17 protein-coding genes are annotated in these 18,863 nt (G+C 57.6%); 5 read left to right on the top strand and 12 right to left on the bottom strand.

The features are described 5' to 3' along the window. Both U8U01_RS14080 and U8U01_RS14075 read right to left on the bottom strand, forming a co-directional pair. A partial coding sequence (locus tag U8U01_RS14080; RefSeq protein ID WP_322175471.1) for a transposase occupies window positions 1-167 on the bottom strand: 167 nt, incomplete at its 3' end. A 29-nt stretch (window positions 168-196) separates the two neighbouring features. Continuing rightward, entirely contained in the window at window positions 197-457 is a 261-nt protein-coding gene (locus U8U01_RS14075) for a hypothetical protein (protein ID WP_322175468.1), read from the bottom strand. Between the two features lie 123 nt (window positions 458-580). On the opposite strand from U8U01_RS14075, the gene U8U01_RS14070 reads away from it, so the two are divergent. Beyond that, on the top strand, window positions 581-1,093 hold the full coding sequence (locus U8U01_RS14070; RefSeq protein ID WP_322175465.1) for a Gx transporter family protein: 513 nt from the start codon (window positions 581-583) through the stop codon (window positions 1,091-1,093). Between the two features lie 140 nt (window positions 1,094-1,233). On the opposite strand, the gene U8U01_RS14065 is transcribed toward U8U01_RS14070, so the two are convergent. The 7 genes from U8U01_RS14065 to U8U01_RS14035 all read right to left on the bottom strand — a co-directional run bounded on the left by U8U01_RS14065 (window position 1,234) and on the right by U8U01_RS14035 (window position 7,261). Continuing rightward, window positions 1,234-1,581 carry a hypothetical protein gene (locus U8U01_RS14065; RefSeq protein WP_322175462.1) on the bottom strand — a complete coding sequence of 116 codons (348 nt, stop codon included), beginning with the start codon at window positions 1,579-1,581 and terminating at the stop codon, window positions 1,234-1,236. Between the two features lie 13 nt (window positions 1,582-1,594). Beyond that, window positions 1,595-2,602, bottom strand: coding sequence for a tRNA (adenosine(37)-N6)-threonylcarbamoyltransferase complex transferase subunit TsaD (gene tsaD, locus U8U01_RS14060; RefSeq protein ID WP_322175460.1), 1,008 nt, complete (start codon window positions 2,600-2,602; stop codon window positions 1,595-1,597). Then, window positions 2,599-3,048 (bottom strand): ribosomal protein S18-alanine N-acetyltransferase, encoded by a 450-nt coding sequence (gene rimI / locus U8U01_RS14055; protein ID WP_322175457.1) that lies wholly within the window; start codon window positions 3,046-3,048, stop codon window positions 2,599-2,601. Before rimI ends, tsaD begins: the two co-directional genes overlap by 4 nt. Then, window positions 3,039-3,491, bottom strand: a complete 453-nt coding sequence (locus tag U8U01_RS14050; RefSeq protein ID WP_322175454.1) for an arsenate reductase/protein-tyrosine-phosphatase family protein — start codon at window positions 3,489-3,491, stop codon at window positions 3,039-3,041. The genes rimI and U8U01_RS14050 overlap by 10 nt, the downstream gene beginning before the upstream one ends. A 197-nt stretch (window positions 3,492-3,688) precedes the next feature. Then, window positions 3,689-5,266 (bottom strand): DUF3502 domain-containing protein, encoded by a 1,578-nt coding sequence (locus U8U01_RS14045; protein ID WP_322175452.1) that lies wholly within the window; start codon window positions 5,264-5,266, stop codon window positions 3,689-3,691. A 147-nt stretch (window positions 5,267-5,413) separates the two neighbouring features. After that, window positions 5,414-6,301, bottom strand: coding sequence for a carbohydrate ABC transporter permease (locus tag U8U01_RS14040; protein ID WP_322175449.1), 888 nt, complete (start codon window positions 6,299-6,301; stop codon window positions 5,414-5,416). A gap of 18 nt (window positions 6,302-6,319) precedes the next feature. Next, the gene (locus U8U01_RS14035) at window positions 6,320-7,261 is read right to left on the bottom strand and encodes an ABC transporter permease (protein WP_322175447.1); all 942 of its coding nucleotides are present in this window, start codon (window positions 7,259-7,261) and stop codon (window positions 6,320-6,322) included. Window positions 7,262-7,449: 188 nt separating this feature from the next. On the opposite strand from U8U01_RS14035, the gene U8U01_RS14030 reads away from it, so the two are divergent. Further along, on the top strand, window positions 7,450-9,171 hold the full coding sequence (locus U8U01_RS14030; protein WP_322175445.1) for a sensor histidine kinase: 1,722 nt from the start codon (window positions 7,450-7,452) through the stop codon (window positions 9,169-9,171). A 13-nt stretch (window positions 9,172-9,184) separates the two neighbouring features. Then, the gene (locus tag U8U01_RS14025) at window positions 9,185-10,810 is read left to right on the top strand and encodes an AraC family transcriptional regulator (protein ID WP_322175443.1); all 1,626 of its coding nucleotides are present in this window, start codon (window positions 9,185-9,187) and stop codon (window positions 10,808-10,810) included. A 72-nt stretch (window positions 10,811-10,882) separates the two neighbouring features. Here U8U01_RS14025 and U8U01_RS14020 read toward each other — a convergent pair whose 3' ends face one another. Together U8U01_RS14020 and U8U01_RS14015 are read right to left on the bottom strand one after the other, a co-directional pair. Continuing rightward, window positions 10,883-12,430, bottom strand: a complete 1,548-nt coding sequence (locus tag U8U01_RS14020) for a CE1 family esterase (RefSeq protein WP_322175440.1) — start codon at window positions 12,428-12,430, stop codon at window positions 10,883-10,885. Between the two features lie 50 nt (window positions 12,431-12,480). Beyond that, window positions 12,481-14,013, bottom strand: coding sequence for an alpha/beta hydrolase family protein (locus U8U01_RS14015; protein ID WP_322175438.1), 1,533 nt, complete (start codon window positions 14,011-14,013; stop codon window positions 12,481-12,483). Between the two features lie 284 nt (window positions 14,014-14,297). Between U8U01_RS14015 and U8U01_RS14010 the strand changes: the two genes are divergently transcribed. After that, on the top strand, window positions 14,298-15,389 hold the full coding sequence (locus U8U01_RS14010; RefSeq protein ID WP_322175435.1) for an SGNH/GDSL hydrolase family protein: 1,092 nt from the start codon (window positions 14,298-14,300) through the stop codon (window positions 15,387-15,389). A gap of 219 nt (window positions 15,390-15,608) precedes the next feature. Here U8U01_RS14010 and U8U01_RS14005 read toward each other — a convergent pair whose 3' ends face one another. Continuing rightward, on the bottom strand, window positions 15,609-17,246 hold the full coding sequence (locus tag U8U01_RS14005; protein WP_322175432.1) for a carboxylesterase/lipase family protein: 1,638 nt from the start codon (window positions 17,244-17,246) through the stop codon (window positions 15,609-15,611). Between the two features lie 197 nt (window positions 17,247-17,443). Between U8U01_RS14005 and U8U01_RS14000 the strand changes: the two genes are divergently transcribed. After that, window positions 17,444-18,835: an MATE family efflux transporter gene (locus tag U8U01_RS14000; RefSeq protein ID WP_322175430.1), complete on the top strand. Its 1,392-nt coding sequence runs from the start codon at window positions 17,444-17,446 to the stop codon at window positions 18,833-18,835. The last annotated feature ends 28 nt before the right edge of the window (window positions 18,836-18,863 follow it).

The following is an 18,863-nucleotide window of genomic DNA, read 5'->3' as shown; positions in this document are numbered from 1 at the left end:
AAGTCCCGCCAGGGCGCTCCGGTGCGCAGAATCCAGAATACTCCGTTGATAAATTGCCGGGTATCCCGGGCATTGCCGCCTCGCGTCCCCTTTTCACCAATGGTATGCGGCCTGATTTTCTCCCACGCTCTGTCGCTTATATCGTGCCGATGCTGTTCTCCCGCCATTTTTTTGCCCTCCTCTTCTTTGAGGTCTATTATATCATATTTTTATTGACGACGCCGCCTAGAGTCTGTTTTAAAACCGGAGAAATGCCGGATTTTTGTCTAAAAACGAGGGCTTTCAAGGAAAAAACCGCAAGAAAGGCTTGCCGCCTTTCGAGAATTTTTGACACAGAAAGCACCGTTTTGGGGCAAAATAGACGGCGTTTCGGCGTTTTAAGACAGACTCTAGCACATAATCCGCTCCCTATCCAGCGCCCTACGGACAGGGCGACCCCTTTCAAACCGGCGCCCATTTGTCCGCTCCCTTCTTCCCGCGCCATAGAAAAGGATTGAAAACCCCGGCGCAGTATGGTAGTATATATGCGTAGATGGATGCGGAACCCCGCATCCACATCGCAGAAAGGAGGCCTGCGCAAGTGGGGCACAAATCCGGTACCGTAGCGCTGGCCGGCCTGCTGGGGGCCCTGGCCCTGACGCTTTCTCTTACAGAGAGCCTGCTCCCACCCCTGCCGGGTATGCCCCCCGGTGCGCGGCTGGGTCTATCCAACATTGTAACCATGTACGCTGCCGGTAGCCTGGGCCTGCCCTGGGCCCTGCTCCTGGCCGCGCTGAAGGCCGGTTCGGCCTTTCTCACCCGCGGGTTAACGGCGGGTATCATGAGCCTTTGCGGTGGGCTTGCCAGTACGTTGGCCATGTGGCTGGCCTTAAAAAAGACGCCCCTGGGCTTGGCAGCCACCGGGGTTTGCGGGGCCATTGCCCACAACTGTGCCCAACTTTGCGTGGCATACCTGCTGGCCTCTGCCGCCGTGGTATTCTACTTACCGGCCTTGCTGGCGTTCAGCCTGCTTACCGGCCTGCTTACCGGCACTGTACTGCGGCTCACCCTGCCGCCCCTCGAACGGCTGCGGGCCCTTTTGGGGCGGCGGTAAGGCCGTGGGGTATTTCCCGCTGCCTATGGGCGCTGGACCGGCTGCCCTCCCATTCTCCTTACAGGGAACGAAAGCAAGTAGCCCCGTAACTTCAGGGGGCTGCTTTTTCCTTTTTGTAGGGCCGATGCCCAGCCAGCCGGTCATCCCCCTGGACCAGTTTTCGCCCCGGCCGCCAGGCATGGCGCAATGACCCTTACCCGTAGCGGCCGGGTGGTCACAAACTCCGCAAGCGGTTCCATGGCGGTGCGGGGGTGGGGATAGCAGTCTTTCCCCAACGCCACAGGCTCATCCACCGCATAAAGCCAGCCCGCTTTCTGCCCGTTATGCCAGATACTCCCGTCATCCTCCGTACACAGCAGGGTAGGCTGATGGGAAAACGCCCTGGCCAGGGCCTGCCACTGGGTAATGGTGCTGCCCTCCCGGAGCACATCAAACGCCTTGTCCGAGCCATGATACCACACCCCGCCCGGATCCACCTCCAGTTTCATGCCCCTACCCCCTTTACAGGCTGATATCCCGCTGGGCAAAGGCGTTCAGTTCCATGCCGGCGGTGTGGCCGGCTAAAAACTCGTAATAGCCCTGGGCGGCGATCATCGCTGCATTGTCCCCGCATAGGTGCAGCGCCGGCACATACAGGGGCAGGCCGGTTTCCTGGCTTAGGGCGGCTAACTCCCGGCGCAGTAGCCGGTTGGCGGAAACCCCGCCTGCCGCTGCCAGTACCTTTGCCCCGGTTTCCTTGGCCGCCTGCCGGAAACTGCCGGCTAAGCAGTCCACCACTGCCTTGCGGTAAGAGGCGCACAAGTCGGGGACGCTAATATCTTCCCCCCGCTGGGCGGCATTGTGCAGCAGGTTCAACGCCGCGGTCTTTAGCCCTGAAAAGCTGAAATCCAGGGGTGAACCCTCCACTTTTGGCTTTGGCAGGCGGTATGCCTCCGGGTTGCCGCCCTCAGCCAGCTTGTCCAGTTCCACCCCACCGGGGTACGGGATGCCCATGGCCCGCGCGGCTTTGTCAAAAGCCTCCCCGGCGGCGTCATCCCGGGTGCGGGCCAGCACCCGCAGTTGGGTGTAATCCGCCACCTCCACAATGTGGGAGTGCCCGCCGGACACCACCAGGCACAAAAATGGGGGTTCCAGCGCCGGGTGGCATAGGTAATTGGCGGCAATATGCCCCCGTAGGTGGTGCACCGGCACCAGCGGCAGCCCTGCCGCCAGGGCCAACCCTTTGGCAAAGTTAACCCCCACCAGCAGCGCGCCGATTAACCCCGGCGCATAGGTAACGGCCACCGCGTCTACCGCCCCCAGCGTAAGCCCCGCCTGGGACAGGGCCTGCTCGGTAACGCCCGTAATGGCCTCGCTGTGGCGGCGGGATGCAATCTCCGGCACCACGCCCCCATATATCTTGTGTTCGTCGATCTGGCTGGCCACCACAGACGATAGTATCCGGCGGCCGTCCTCTACCAGCGCGGCGGCGGTTTCGTCGCAGGAGCTCTCAATACCCAAAACGATCATACCTCTTCCCCCTTCAGCCGCCGGGTCATCAGCAACGCGTCCTCAGCGGGCTTATCATAGTAATTTTTCCGCCGGCCCACCTGCACAAAGCCCAGGCCGGCGTAAAGCGCCACGGCAGGCTGATTGGAGGGCCGCACCTCCAGCGTGATAAACGCCCCGCCGTCCGCCTGTGCCCGGCCAATCAACCCAGACACCAGCGCCCGGCCCACGCCCTGGCGCCGGTATCCGGCAAATACCGCAATGTTATCGATATAGTATTCCCCGGCTGCAAAGCGCATCCCGCCGTAGCCCAAAAGTCGGCCTTCCTCCTGGGCAACCAAATAGACGGCCTGGGGGTTTTCCAGTTCCCCGGCCAAAGCCTCCCGGCTCCAGGGGGAAGAAAAGCACTGGCGTTCCAGTTCCGCGGCGGCGTCCAGGTGCCGGGCCTGCATGGGAACTATTTCCATCCGCCGCCCCCCCCCTGCCTAAAGGCCGCCGCCTTCCGGTAGAATTTTTCCAGTTCCGCCATAAGGTGATCCCGGCACCGGCGGTAGGCGTCCAGATCCCCGCCAAAGGGGTCTGCCACCGGTTCGGGCAGGTAGATGTTTCCCGGCGGCACGCCGGCCTGTTCCAAAATATAGGCGTGGGTGCTGGACATGGGGAAAAACAAATCCCAGGCCGGCAAAAGCCCCCGGCTCACCCGGCGGGCCCGGTGGCCGCCCAGGTCCACACCTACCTCCCGGCAGGCCAGCACGGCGTTTTCCGTAGCAGGCGCCCCTTCTACCGCTGCCAGCCCCGCGCTGCCGCATAAGGCGCCCCCGTCCCCTTCCCTCTCCAGCAGTTGGCGGAACAACCCCTCTGCCATGGGGCTGCGGCAAGTATTTCCCGTACACACAAACAGTATTTTCATAGGCTGATTGAGATCCCTTCCCAGACGAATTCATGTAGCTACCTAAGATTGTACCATATCCCGCCGGCTTTTTCCACATTTTTATAAACTATCCGCTTATCCGCCCCCCAGCTCGCGCGGCAAGGGGGTGTAGGGATTTGAATAGCCCCCCACCTATACAGGCGGGGGGCTATTCGGATGATTCCTATTTGTACGGCTTAGCCCTGTGCGGCCAGCCAGTCGTCTAGCTGCTCTTGCTTACACTTGATGATCTCGTCGATGCCGGCGTCGTGCAGCGCCTTTTGGAACACAGGCACGACCTCGTCGATGTCCACCACGCCGTTCATAAGGGGCGTGTAATACTGGGCGATCACATTGGCGCAGGCGGCAACCTGATCCGCTACAGGCTCCATGTCGCAGGTAAAGCCCAGGGCGATAGACCGCTTGGCGTTCTTGTTGCTCTCATAAATGCGCTCGTTGGCGTCCGGGGACTGGTCGAACCACAGGGGAACAATGGTACCGTTGGGCACCACGAAACTCTGGCCGCCGGTCCAGCCGGAGGTCTGCCCGTTCTCCCCATCCAGGTAAGCGGCAGCCCCGTTCTCGTCCAACTGGTAGGTAACGCCCTCTACGCCGTAGCTGAATATGGTAGCTACCTCCGGGTCGGTATACAGCAGGTTCAGCACCCGCATGGCAGCCTCCGGCTCCTTGCAGAAGGGGGTGATGTGCCACAGGTAGGTGGTCACGTTCCCGGTGGTGATATAGGAGGGGCTGATCTCCGCGCCCACCAAATCGCCGCCGTACACGCCGGAAACATTGGCCTGGTGGCAGAACTCCGCCGCGTCCCAGCTATACCCGGTGGTGCCGGAAACCAGGCCGTTTTGCATACTCGCCAAAGTGGCGCTGTTGCAGCTCATGGGATCGGGGGAGATAATGCCGTTCTGCTGCCAGATTTTGACGTTCTCCATAATATTCAGGAAATAGTCCGACTCATAGTAGTTCTCTATGGTGGTGCTCTTCTCCGGGTCAAGCAGCACGCCCAGGTAGTTCTGGTCCCCCAGGTAGTCAATACCCTTGGGGATCCAGTAGGGCTCGGTAGAGCCGGGGATATAGTAGTGGTCCGGGTTGGCCTTTTTCATGGCCAGCATGGCCTCTGTGGCAGAGTCCAGATCCGTTACCTTGCTCCAGTCGATATTGGCGGAATCGGCATCCGCCTTCTGGCTGAAGTAGATGTTGGGCGCTGTCCACGCCGTATAGCTGGGTATGCCGTAAAGCTTGCCCCCTACCCGGCCGCAGTCCAGCACTGCCTCATAGTCGCCAAAGAGTTCCTTTGTTTCCTGGCCATACTCTTCCAACAGGCTGTCCAGCTCCGCTACCTGGCCGTTGCTGACCAGAATACCAAGAGGCTGGTACCAGAAAGAGGAGAAGAAGTCCAGGGAATCGTCGCCGCCGGTCAGCAGCAGGTTCAGTTGTGTCTGCATATCGGCAAACGTGACCCATACAGGCTCTATTTCAGCATGGGCCTTTTCCCGCAGGATCTCATTGATGGCGTCCATGACCTCGCTGGTCTTGGAGCGGGGGTCGCCGGTAGCGGTATTCATGTTGAACCGCAGCACAGGATAGTCCCCGTCCTCCACGTCCGCGTTGCTCTCCACCGGGGCATCCTCACTGGATGTGCCGGCAGTGCTGGAATCCGCGGAGCTTGTGCTCTGCTGGCTGCTGCTCCCGTCCCCGCCACAGGCAGCGCAGGCTAACAACAGGCTGAAAACAAGCAGCATCGCAAGGAATTTCTTCATGTTCTGTACCTCCTTAATCATTTCGCAGATGCTCTGCGTTTTTATAGTCAAAAAACCCCAAAGCTGTCCGCTTTTCAAGTTTTTTGGCTTCTTTTGTAGGGATCCTCCGCTATGTGCGAAGGATGGTGCGTCCCGGCCGTGGGCGGGCTACCCTTTCACAGACCCTAAGGTAATACCTTTTACAAAGGATTTCTGGAAGAAGGGGTAGATCAGCAGTACCGGTACCACAGCTACCACCGCCAGCGCCATACGGATACCTACCGTAGGCACTGTGGTTGGGTCCACATTATAGCCTTGGGACATCTGCTGCTGCATGGTGGTGGCAGTGTCCATGATCCGTTTTAAATAGTTCTGGATGCCGTACAGTTCGGTGCGCTGCTGGATATAATAGATGCCGTTGGTCCAGTTATTCCAATAGGCGATGAAAGTCATCAGGGCCAGCGTACCCAAAATCGGCTTGCTCAAGGGCAGCACCACAGACCACAGGCAGCGGAATTCCCCGGCGCCGTCAATCCGCGCGGACTCCATAATTTCGTCTGAAATGTTGGAGTTGATGTACGTACGCATCATGATAATATGGAAAGCATTCATCAGAAGCCCCGGTATTATCATGCCGGCAAGGGTGTCCTTTATGTGGAATACCTGGGTGTAGATCAGATAAGTCGGCACCAGGCCGCCGTTAAAAAGCATGGTAACAAACAGGAAGATGGAGATGGCCCCCCGGCCCGGCAGGTCCCGCCGGGAGAGCGGGTAGGCGAACAGCGTGGTAAGCACCACATTGGACGCCACACCGGTAACAGAAATGATCACGCTCATCAGGTAGGCCCGCAATACCCCGTCCTTCATGGTCCACAGGAACTCGTAGGTAACAAAGGAAAGTTTCTGGGGAATCAAGGAATAACCGTTGCGCAGCAATTCGGCCTCAGAGGTAAACGAGCTGATAATCAGCAGCCAGAAGGGCACAATGCAGATGACGATAAGAAATCCCACAAACAAATGGGCAGCAAGATTAAAGGCTTTGTTCTTTACAATCATGGCAATCCCCTCCTTTTCTCAAATCAGCGCGCTCTCTTTGTCCAGCTTGCTTACAACGGCGTTGGCGGTTATAACCAGCACAAACCCAAGCACAGACTGTAAGAACCCTGCCGCCGCGCTGCGGCCGATGCTGTTCTGCTCCAACAGGGCCCGGTACACAAAGGTATCAATGGTCTGGGTGGTGCTGTACAGCATACCGCTGTGCATGGGTACCTGGTAAAACAGCCCAAAGTCCGAGTAGCAGATGCGCCCAACGGCCAAAATCATCAGGATGATAATGGTTTTCTTCATGCAGGGCAGGGTTACGTGCAAGATCTGTTTCCACACCCCCGCCCCGTCAATAACGGCGGCCTCATACATGGTCCTCTCAATGCCGATGAGCGTGGAGTAGTAGAGGATGGAGGTGTACCCAAAAGACATCCACAGATAAACAATGGTCAGGATGACCGGCCAGGGCCCCGGCTCATTATACCATTCTACCCGGTCAATGCCCAAAGGCGCCAGAATGGAGTTATTGACAAACCCATTGCTGGGGCTTAAAAACGCAAACACTATGTACGTAACGATCACAATGGAGAGCAGGTACGGGATCAGGATGATGATTTGGGAAAAGTTCTTAAGGAACTTCTGTTTCACCGTGTCAAGGGCAATGGCCACCAGCAACCCGAACACGTTCCCCAGGATAATAAACGCCAGGTTGTACAGGATGGTGTTCCGGAACATGATATAGGCGTCATTTGTGGAGAAGATAAAGGAGAAGTTGTTAAGGCCCGCCCAGGGGCTCTCTAAAATGCCGATGGAATAGTTCACCTTCTTAAAGGCGATTACCAGCCCGCCCATAGGCAGGTAGTTGTTGATGATCAGGTAGATGAACCCCGGTATCAGCATAACGTACAGGGGCCAATACCGTTTTAATCTCACCAGCAAGGGCTTTTTACGTGCAGTGCTTATTGTTTTCATGTATTCTGCCTCCCCCCTTCTAAGGTTGTCCTCAGTATACCAAACAGACAGTGAACTAAACTACCAAAAACTTGTCTGGTTTTGTTATATTTCTGAGATGGTTGCCAAAGAAGGGCCCACACAGGCTTGCGTTTCCTAGCGGCGGATGGTAAAATGAACTGAAAACGGATAGATGGGGGGAGTGAAAGATGGACAAACGGCGCTCTGTAAAAAAGCTGTTTAGGCGTTCCTCATGGGCAGTGGTGGTGCTGCTGGCATCTGTTACCTGCGCCTATGGCATTTATTCGGTTCACGCCTATGCGCGCCAGCTTTTAGACCACAGCCTGACTACGCTGGAAAAGTACACCGCGACCCTTTCAGAGGACCTGGATATGCTGAAAGAGTTTAACCATAACATGGTGTACGCCAACCCCAGTTTCCAGTTGCTTACGCTTAACAATTACGCGGACTCTAAACGCGTGGTAGAGCAGTACAACCTGCGGCAGATTATGCTCTCCCATACGCCCACCTATGGGGTTACCATGCTGTATGACCACGCCCAGGACACCGCCTATTACGTACAGGGCAACCGCGTTTCCCCCGACCAGGTCCGCAACAATGAACTGAACGGCTACCTGCACCAACTGGGGAAGGAGCCAGAAGGCTTTGGCTTTGAAAAATACGACGCCTGGTTTGCCAGTTCTGACGGGTATGACCCCTATATGGTGCTGATGAACAACCACGGGCGGGCAACCCTCCTTTCCCTATTCAATATCCGCGCCTATCTGGAGCGGAGCCCTGTGCCCAATTATACCGACGAGAGCTCCGTCATCATCTTTTCCTCCAAGGATATCCTGGTTGGCGGCGACGTGGCAGAACGCCACGGCATTGACACGGATACCCTGCTGCGCTCTGTCCAGCGGGATGGGGCGGTTTCCGTTCCGGGGTTCATCCTGCATACCGTCCAGTTGGAAGGTTACGGCATAGGGGTATGCGTGGTAACGCCCTTTTCCACCCTTGTCACCCATGTGGTGCCCCAGTTGGCATTCCTGGCCTTTGTGGTACTGCTGGCAGCGGGGGTCATCTTTGTGTTCTACCGGGCCCTCAGCGGGGTATTGGTGCTGCCTTTACAGGAAATTGGCGTTATGTCACAGCAGTTGCGGGACAAAGAGGGCCAGAGGGAGGAAGTCCAGCCGCCCAGCGTTAATTTTGAGGAGTTTGAGGTCATCAAGAATGCCCTGGCAGACCTGCGCGACGATATCACGGCCCTGGAAATGGAAAAGCATGAAAAGGAGTCCCAACGGGAACACGCCCTATTGCAGTATTTCCAGTTGCAAACCCGCTCGCATTTCTTCTTAAACTGCCTGAAAAGCCTGTACAGTATGTTGGAAAACGGCGAGCATGGCCGTATGAAAAGCATGATCTTGGGCTTTTCCAACCATCTGCGTTATATTTTCCAGGACAACCTTTCCGTTGTGACCCTGGAATCGGAACTGAAGGAGGTAAACGACTACCACCGTATCCTCCTGCTGGACTCTTCCCGCATCCTCCTGCTCCGCCAGGAAGTCCCCCCGGACCTTCTGGCCTGTAAGGTGCCGCCGCTGATCATCCAGACCTTCCTGGAAAACGCCTACAAGTACAACGAAAGGACTGGCGTGCCCCTCTCCTTCCACATACAGGTAAGCCGGGTAGATTACAACGGCGGCGAGTATCTCCAGATCCACTGCTCTGACAACGGCTGTGGCTACAGCCCCCAGGTACTGGAGCGGATCAACCACGAGCCCTGCGGTGTGTTCGATCAGCTTAATGTTGGCATAAATAACCTCCGGCGGCGTATGTCCATTGTGTATAAGGGGGATTTCCATACCATTTTTTACAACCTGCCCACCGGCGGCGCCTGCTCTGTTATCTTCGTGCCCATCCTGAAATGAAAGGAGATACTCCATGAACATCCTGATTGTTGACGACCAGACCAGCGTCCTAAAGGGGCTACTCAACGGCATCCATTTCCCACGGCTGGGCTTTGACGGGGTGTTTACCGCCATGAGCGCCGGGGAGGCCCTACAGGTGCTGGAAAAGCACCCTATCCAGATCCTTTTGACGGATGTGGAGATGCCCGGGCGCAATGGGTTGGAACTGAACGGCATCGTAAAGGAAAAATACCCCGACGTGCTGCGGATTGTCCTAACCTCCCACGCCGTATTCTCCTATGCCCAGGCCAGCGTAAAGCTGGGCTGTTTCGATTACATTGTCCAGCCCGCCCCCTTTGAGGAGATCGAGGCCTCGCTGCAAAGGGCCGTAGACGCCGTACGGGCCAACTACAACAACCGCCGCATCGCCCGGTTCGGCCACCTGTTCCAGACCCATGAAAGCGAGTTTTTGGGCTCCATCATCCAAAAGCTTTATTCCAATGACCCCGGCGCCGTAGACAGTTGTGTCCGCCTGCTGAGCCAGTCCGGCCACCCGGTAGATATGGAAAGCACCGTCCAGTTGATTTTTGCGGATGTTTTCGCCTATACCCGCCAAGAGCAGGACTACCCTTCCCAAAGCCAGATCATGGGCGCCATCAGCCAGGCACTGAAAAGCGTCCCCTTCTTCGCCCCCCTGGACCTGTTTGTCTTTATGAACCCTTACCGGCAGTTTTCCGTCCTGCTCATCAGCGACCGCGAAGAAAAGCTGCCCGCGGGGGAAGGGGATGTTTCCGCCTTTTACCAGGCCCTCTGCCGCCAACTCCCCGGCCGCCCCATTGCCTGCTATTATGGCGACAGTTTCCCTTTCTCCGATATCCAGCTAGCCTTAAAGGCTGCCAATGACCACATTAGGGACAATGTGGCCAAGGAGCCCATGCTTTCCCACATTGCCCTGCGGCAGATACCCGACGGCATAGGCGTTTCTCTGCCGGACTACCAGAACCATTGGCGCAGGCTGCTGTACACCGGGCAGAAAAGCCTGCTTAAAAAAGATATAGATTTCTGCCTGGACGAAAAAATCGCCGCCATGCCCAACCGGTTCCAGCGCCTTTGTGATATCCACCAGCAAATCATCCAACTCTTTTTCCAGTATTTTTACGACAATGGTGTAGACATCAACGCCCTGTTTACCGACGGCTTCACCTACCGGGATTGTATGGACAGTTTTTCCAGCGTGGAGGACATAAAGCGTACGGTGGATTTCCTGCTGGACGCCGTGGCAGCCTCCACCGCGGCCCCCCAGGAACTGGACTACGTGGAGAAGGCCAAGGCGTTTATCAGCGAAAATTATAACCAGCTCCTCTCTGTTAAGGAGGTGGCGGACCATGTGCACCTGAACCCGGAGTACTTTACCCGGCGCTTTAAAAAAGAAACGGGCAAAAGCATCAAGAACTATATTGTAGACTGCAAAATGACCCTTGCCAAGGATTTGCTCGCCACCAGCAGCCTGCCCATCAGCATGGTGGCGCTGGAGGTGGGCTACTCCAACTTTTCCCACTTCACCCAAATTTTCAAAAAGCTGGAGAACATGACCCCCAGCGAGTACCGCATTCTGGCCGAAAAGAAAAAAGCCGCAAAAGAGCAGCCCAAGCCGGACTGACACAGCCCCTTAAGGCAAAGAAGGACGCCCCCGCTCCCGGCAGGGGTGCCCTTCTTTTTGCTATAAGGCCCGTTACTCCTTCAGTGCCTCCTCAATAAAGTTTTCAGGCAGTACCCGGTCCTGTAGGATGTCCTTGATCAGGTCAGCCATGCAGTACCCCAGTTCCGCGTGGTGGTCCGTGATGTATGTGACCCCATTGCACTCTGTAGCGGTCCAGCCCAAAATAGACCGGGCAAACCACTCCACGCTGACCAGTAGCTGCCCTTCCCGGTGCAGGGCCTCACAATACATACTCCGTAGCCGGCCGTCTATCAGGCAGCCAATGCTGCCCCTGGCGAACTGTAGCCTGCGCCCGTCCGGCAGGGACATCACCGCCGTCAGGCCGTCCGGGGCCGTTTCCAGGGTGCCGCCGGCTATGGTAGCCAGGCAGGTAAGGGGCACACAGGTATACTCCCCCCGTACCAGTTGGTCCCCGTTGAGGCCATGGTATTTCAGTTTCTGCCAGCGCACCGGGGCGGCGTCCAACTCCACCGGCTGGTTGTGCCACCAGGCCCGCGCCATGCCTGGGGCAAAGGCCGCTGCCTGCTGGTCGCCCTCTCTTGCAAGCGGCGTTGCCTCCTGGATGATTTCTCCGTCCTCCCCCCGGCGGGTGCCGGCAAACAGGTAGTCCCAGTATAGGAACGCCTCGTCCAACGCCTGGCCGTGGTCCCTGATTTTAATTTCATTGAACACATACGGGGCCTTCTTCCCGCTGAAGAAAGCCATATTGTCCTCGCCCACAATGCTGATCTTCGGCATAGGCTCGCACTGGTTGATGGTCATCCAGTAGTGCCGGCTTTCCCGGCAGGAGCGGGCCTCGTCCGCCAGGGTGGCATTGCCGTGGCCGTTGTTCTCCGGGTGGTTGTCCCACACGGCCAGGGGGCCGCCCTGGTTGATAAGCTTATGCTCCTCGTCGATCAAGGCCCAGATGCGCCCCGGCCCGGCAGAGTGGGCCGCGCCCGCCAGCAGGTACCCGTAACGGCGGGCAAACTGCTGGGTCATGCCGCAGCCGTTGGACATCCCCTGCATAAAGATACGCTTTTCGTCCACCGGGTACTTCTTCTGGATGTACTTGAGCAGCCGCAACAAAAAGTTGCAGTCAATATTTTCCTCAATGGTGGGGGCGGGGTCCAGGGCGGAAAGCCCGTTGATGGGGGCGGGCTTTTTCCTGTGGCGGTTCATGTAATACTGCATCTGCCAAAAGCGGTTGGTGTTCCCGTTGGGGAACACGCAGAGAAAGCCCTCCCGCTCGGCCAGCAGGGACCAACTGCTGTAAATACACTGCCCCCAGCCGGTCATCAGGCCCCCATGCAGGCTCATCACCAGGGGTGTTTTCCGGGTAGGGTCAAAGCTTTCCGGCACATATTCGTACCAGGTGCCTGCAATACCCTCTTCCGGGTTTTCCACCATTTCGCCCTCCTGGTTCAGCACCGCGTGGAATTCCTGTAGCCGCTCCGGGTAAGGCTGGGAGTTGTTCCCGTTTTCGTTCACCACAATGTCAGAGCCCTTGATCCGCTCCGGGAGGTAATCCCGATTGTTGTCGTCCGGGGTGCCGGCCCGCAATTTGATTTCTTTACCCATTTTCCTAAACCTCCGTTATAGTTTGATATACCTCCAGATGCCCTGTGTACTCAGCTTTTATTCCGCAAGAACGGGATGTGCTCCCGCATAAGCTGCTGGTAATCCTCAAAATGGTATTTCCCCTTCAAAATCGCCTGTAGGATACCTGTCATGTAGTAGGAGAGTTCCGCGTGGTGGTCCGTTACATACGTGACACCACTGCACTCTGTGGCCGTCCAGCCCAAAATAGACCGGGCAAACCATTCCACGCTGACCAGTAGCTGCCCTTCCCGGTGCAGGGCCTCGCAATACATACTCCGCAGCCGGCCGTCTATCAGGCAGCCAATGCTGCCCCTGGCGAACTGGAGCCTGCGCCCGTCCGGCAGGGACATCACCGCTGTCAGGCCGTCCGGGGCAGTTTCCAGGCATCCCCCGGCCATCTCCGCCAAAAAGGTGAGGGGCACACAGGTGTACTCCCCCCGTACAAGCTGATCCCCGTTAAGGCCGTGGTACTTCAGTTTCTGCCAGCGCACCGGGGCGGCGTCCAGTTCTACCGGCTGGTTATGCCACCAGGCACTTGCCACGCCCGACATAAAGGCCGCCGCTTGCGTATCGCCTGTGCGGGGAAGGTTTGTTTCCCCCATCGTAATGCCACCGCCGGGCGCTCTCCGCAAGCCGGAGAAAAAGTAGTCCCAATACAGGAATGCCTCGTCCAGCGCCTGGCCGTGATCCCGGTTCTTGATGTCCAGGAACACCATATCCGCCTTTTTGCCTGTGTAGAACGCGAAATTATCCTCACCCTCAATGCGTATCTGGGGCAGCGGGTTACACTCGTTGATCTTCAGCCAGTAATAGCGGTTGTAATCGTTGGCAATGGCGGCTACGGTGTAGTCCCCGCCAAAGGAATTGTGTTCGGGCCGGGACTGCCAGACCGGCAGAGGGCCCGCCACATTTTTGATGCCCCCTTCGCTGTCAAACAGGCAGTAGGGGAAAGTGCCTCCGCCGGCGCCGGCCGCGCCGGCCAGCATATCCCCGTAGTAGCGGGCAAATTGGTGGGTCATCATATTGCCCATAGACATCCCCTGCATGAAAATACGGGATTCATCAATGTTGTACTTATCCTTCATCCGCTCTATAAGTTGCCGTACCAGGTTGAGGTCATGGTTCTCCCGGTAGTCTGCCGGGGCGCGGGCTACCTTTTTGCCGTCCAGTTCCGTAGGGCCGCCGGACTCATAGATCCCCTCCACGCACCAGAACATCATCTCGCTGGCATCCGGGAAGGCACAGATCAGGCCCTCCCGCTCGGCCAGCATGGTCCAACTGCTGTATACGCACTGCCCCCAGCCGGTCATCAGGCCCCCGTGCAGGCTGATCACCAACGGCGCTTTCCTGGCCGGGTCATAGGTAGAGGGGACGTACTCATACCAGGTGTCCTCCCTGCCGTCGGCTAGGACGCCGTGGAACTCCTGTAGCCGTTCCGGGTAGGGCTGGGAGTTGTTTCCGTTCTCGTTGACCACCCGGTCTGTCCCGATCAGGGAAAAGGGCAGGTAGTCCCGGTTGCCGTCGTCAGGCGTCCCGGCCCGCAGGGATATGTCTTTTTTCATGCTTGTTCCTCCTTTACTGGTAAACTACTGTTAATATGTCAAGTATAGTGCCTTTCTGTCTAGCTTTCCACCGTTACCCTGACTATAATTATCTGTTATCTGACAGCAAGTTGGGGCAAAACCCACAACCTGCCCTGCCATACGCAAAGCCCACGGTAACAGCCACAGGCCCACCCCGGCCTCTCCGGGTGCTGAAAATCAGATTCCCCACAGTTTTGCTCATTTTTCTGCTATCCCCACCGCCGTGCTGCGGCTATAATGGGACACAGAAAGGAGGATGTACCATGAAAGTAATACCTGCCCCGGAACTCCGGGCGCAAATCCAAACCCAGGGCCGCTGCTATTTTGACGCGGAAAGCGGCCTGCTCTATTTCAACTGGACGGGGGCGTCCTTAAAGTTCCGTTTCCGGGGGGAACTGCTTATGGCGGATCTCCCGGCCATCCACGGCGATGAGCCGGTGTTCGGTTTCCCGAAGAGCGAGCCCACCACGCGCCCCACTTGGCCTATGGTTGGGGTGGTTGTAGACGGCGACGTACAGAATGCCCGGAAGTACGCCCTTACCGGGCCGGAAAACCGGGTACTGCTGTACAGTGGCACCGATGCAAAGCCCCACACAATAGAGGTGGTCAAGCTGACGGAAAACTACAAGACCTTTGCGGCGCTGCGCGCTGTCCGCCTGGAGGGCGAGATCCTTCCGGCAGAGGCCCAAAACAGTCCGGGGCTGGAGGTGATCGGCGATTCCATTACCTGCGGGTTTGGGAACCTGGCCGACAACCGCACCGAGGGGTTCCTCTCCTGCCACGAGGATGCTATGCATACTTACGGGTACTTGGTCGCCCAAAGCCTGGGGCTGGGTTTCAGTGCCCTAAGCTTTTCGGGGATATCTACCGCCCGGTATGGCGGGGAGATCGTCCCCTACGCCATGGAGGAATTGTATCCCTTTACCGACCGGCTGGTTTGCGACAAACTGGGCCACAGCAGCCCGGAACCCTGGGATTTCCAGGCAAACCCGAACGCGGCGGTGGTGGTGAATCTGGGCACCAATGACGCACACGCGGCCATTACCAGTGGGCATAGCCAGCCGGAGCGCCTGTTCGCCGAGGGGTATCTCCGCTTTTTAAAGGCCCTGCGCACGCACAATGGGCCCAAGACGAAGATCGTCTGCACACTGGGCAGTATGAATTATTATTTTTACGATGACATCCTCCGGCTTGTAGAGGGCTACTGCCGCGATACAGGGGACAGGGAGGTCTACTGCATGAAGTACCGCCCCATGCACTACCTGGATGGCTTTGGGGCCTGCGACCATCCTTCCGCCAAAACCCATCAGAAAATGGCGGACGAGCTTGCCTCCTTCCTGCGGGGAATCCTGTAAGGGACACACAACACAAGGGCCGCTGCAAAAAGCAGCGGCCCTTGTTGTCGGCTGGAAGGGCATTGCGCCCCGGCCCTCTATTATGCTATAATATCCTGCGGATGTTTCAGTGGAGCCAAAACTTGCAGGGCAAGTTTGCAACGCGGTTTGCAGCTATGTTTCATGTTCACGGCCTGTGCGGCCCTGTGGCTACAAGCCCGCCTGGCTGTATACCGGCGCTCAATTCAGTTTCGGCATCCCGTAGGTGCTGACAGCCTTCGGATCCTTCCCTTCCGCAGTCACTTTTGCGAACAGGTACAGCAGTTTCTCCTGCTCTTCAGGGGACATCATATGCGTGTCGTTCCCCAGCACACACACGTCGCCATTATTTTCATAGGCTTTCCAGGCAGGGCGGCCTTCGGTGTTGGGATCCCCGGTTTTCATAAAGCTGGTCCAGTAGTCCTGGATAAGCTCCATAAAGTCATAGTCCGCCCCCACCCAGTGGTAGGGGAAGAAGGGGTCCCGCTCGCCGGTATCCACCCGGCCGAACACATAGGGCATCTCCGCGCAGTGGGGGCAGCCCAACTCATGGCCGCGCTGTGTTTCGTTCTCCTTGTTCATCTGCCACACAAAGGCCCGTTTTCCGTACTTATGGCACATCATGCCGATGTACAGGGAGCCCATTGCCATCAGGTCAGAGGAAAGGGTGGAACAAGCTTTTTCCGCCTGCACCGGGTCATCTGCGGCGTACCACTTCTGTAGCGCCTGTATCTCCCCGGCGAAGTGCTCGTTAAGGTGGGCGATATACTCCTCTACTGGCAGCCCGGCCCCCCGGCGCACTGGCATCTCCTGGGCGCAGCTACCGATCATCACGTCAAAGTCGTTGATCCTGCCCTCTGTCAGCAGCTTGAAGTAGTCGTCGGGGATAAAGGTGCCATCCACGCAATAGCGGATGCTGTTGCCAAAGGGATTCCCTACACCGGGGCGCTGCCCTGCCTGGTAGGCGTCGAACAGTTCCCAGGCGTCCTTTTTCCTAAGGTCATCGATGGTCTTGGCGCCCACCGCCTCCATCAGCCATTGGGAGGCCGCCTCCGCCTGCTCCCGGGGGCAGGGGCCGCCCTGCCCAAATACCAGGAACCCGCTTTCCACGGAAATATGCTGAACCAGCCCCTCCATCAGCGGGGAAACCAGCAGCGAGCCTGTGGCCCTGGCCCCGCCGGACTGCCCGCCTACTGTGATATTCTCCGGGTCGCCGCCAAAGGCCGCTATGTTCTCTTTTACCCATTGGCAGGCTTTGCGGATGTCATACAGCCCGTAGTTGCCATAGGTGCCGTCCTCCTCTTCGGCGGCCAGGTCCGGGTGGGCAAAGAACCCAAACAGGTTCAGCCGGTAGTTGATGGTGACCATCACCACCTTCTTGCGGCCTGTCAGCCCCTCGCCGGTGCACACCACCTCCACGCCGGAGCCAGCGTTCATGCCGCCGCCATGTACCCAGATGAATACAGGCAGCTTTTCATCCTGGGTTTCCGCCGGGGACCACACGTTTAAGTACAGGCAGTCCTCCTCATACTGGGAGGGCGCCAGCATCTGGGGCACGCCATGTACGTTTGCCTTTGCCTCCCCAAGTTCCTGCACCTCCTGCACGGCAGCGGCACTGTACTGGGTGGCGCGGCGGACGCCCCGCCAGCAACCGGGGTCCTGGGGGCGGCGGAACCGCAGGTCCCCTACAGGGGGCGCGGCAAAGGGGAGGCCCTTAAAAATCTTTAGCGTCCCGTTGGGCGCCTCCTCCGTATAGCCCTGCACCCAGCCCTGTTTCACCTTAACCTTCGCGTGTTCAAAGTCGGTAACGGTAAAATTGTTCGTCTGTTCCTTTTTCATTTTTTCGACCTCCTGGGGGTTATTTTTTGCTATTTACAGTATAGCAAACAACGCCCCGCTGTCTATTCCAAAAAACAGACTTGTCGTAACAGTTTTCTGATATGCTACAAATTTTCCGCTCCAAAACGAAATTTTCTGTTATAATGGGGGCATAAAAAACAGAAACCAGCCACCGGCTGAAAGGAGATGGAGCGCTTATGTCACAGCGCACAAGCATACGGGGCCTTGCGGGCCGATACATTGTTACCGACAGGCAGTTCTACAAAAAAATGGTGTTGCTTACCCTGCCCGTCCTCCTGCAAAGCGTTATCAACCAGGGGGTCAACATGATGGACACCGTTATGGTGGGCAAGCTGGGGGAGGTTTCCATTTCGGCCTCGTCGCTGGCCAACCAGTTTTACCTGATCTACCAATTCCTCTGCATGGGGTTAAGCGCCGCGGCCCTTGTGCTGGCCTCCCAGTACTGGGGGGCCGGGAAAAAGGAAACGGTGCGGAAAGTGTGCGACCTGGTTCTACAGATCGTTATCGTTTTGGGCACTTTTTTCGCCGTAGTTTCCTTCCTGTTCCCCAGGCAGATCATGTCCATCTACACCAAAGACAGCCAGGTGATCGAAACAGGCGCCGGGTACCTTCGGGTAACTGCCTTTGTGTACCTACCCCATGGGCTGGGGCTCATCATTGCCAACTTTGTCCGCTCTATCGGCAATACCCGGCTGGGGCTGGTGGTTTCGTCCATTTCTTTCCTGGTAAATATCGGCAGCAACTACGTCTTTATCTTCGGCAAACTGGGCCTGCCCCCCATGGGTGTGACCGGTGCGGCGCTGGGTACCCTCTGCGCGCGCGTGGTGGAGTTCCTGGTCTGCGTGGTCTACCTTCTGAAGGTCGAAAAGACCTTTCGGTACAATTTCCGGGGGCTTTTGCAAGCCCCCAAGGCAGCCCTTGCCAAAGAATTCCGCCGCCTGGGCCTGCCGGCAGTCATCAGCGACACCCTGCTGGGGGTTTCCGGCAGCGTGCTGTCCGTCATCCTGGGGCATATGGGCCGGGAGGTGGTCAGCGCCTACTCCATCGTCACTGTGCTGGACCGTATGTGCGCTGTGGCCACAGCCGGTGTGGCCAGCGCCGCCGGGGTCATGGTAGGCCAAACGGTGGGCACAGGCGACTTCCGCCGCGCCCACAAGGAGGGCCAGTCCTTCCTGCTGCTGAGCATCGTCATGGGGGCTGTCAGCGCGGTGCTGGTGCTGCTGGTGGGAACATGGTCCATCAGCCTGTATGAGATCAACGGCTCTACATACCGCATTGCTGTATCCATGATGCAGGCCAGCGCCCTGATCGTGCTGTTCCAGTCCACCGGCACCACCACTACTAAGGGCGTGCTGCGTGGCGGCGGCGACACCCGGTTCCTTATGGTGGCGGATGTCATCTTCCAGTGGTGCGCCTCTATCCCGCTGGGGTACCTTTGCGGCCTGGTGCTGCACCTGCCGCCTTTCTGGGTACTTATTGCGCTGCGCATCGATTATGTGATCAAGGCCATCTGGATGTCCTTCCGGCTTCAGGGCACCAAGTGGATCCACAAGGTAAAAAACGTGTAAGCCTTTTCAAACACACAAGGAGGTAGAT

The organism is Acutalibacter caecimuris, from assembly GCF_034335085.1.
GTDB classification, from domain to species: Bacteria; Bacillota; Clostridia; order Oscillospirales; family Acutalibacteraceae; genus Acutalibacter; species Acutalibacter caecimuris.
The sequence above is the reverse complement of the archived record's forward strand: the minus strand, read 5'-3'. Positions and strand labels throughout refer to the sequence as shown.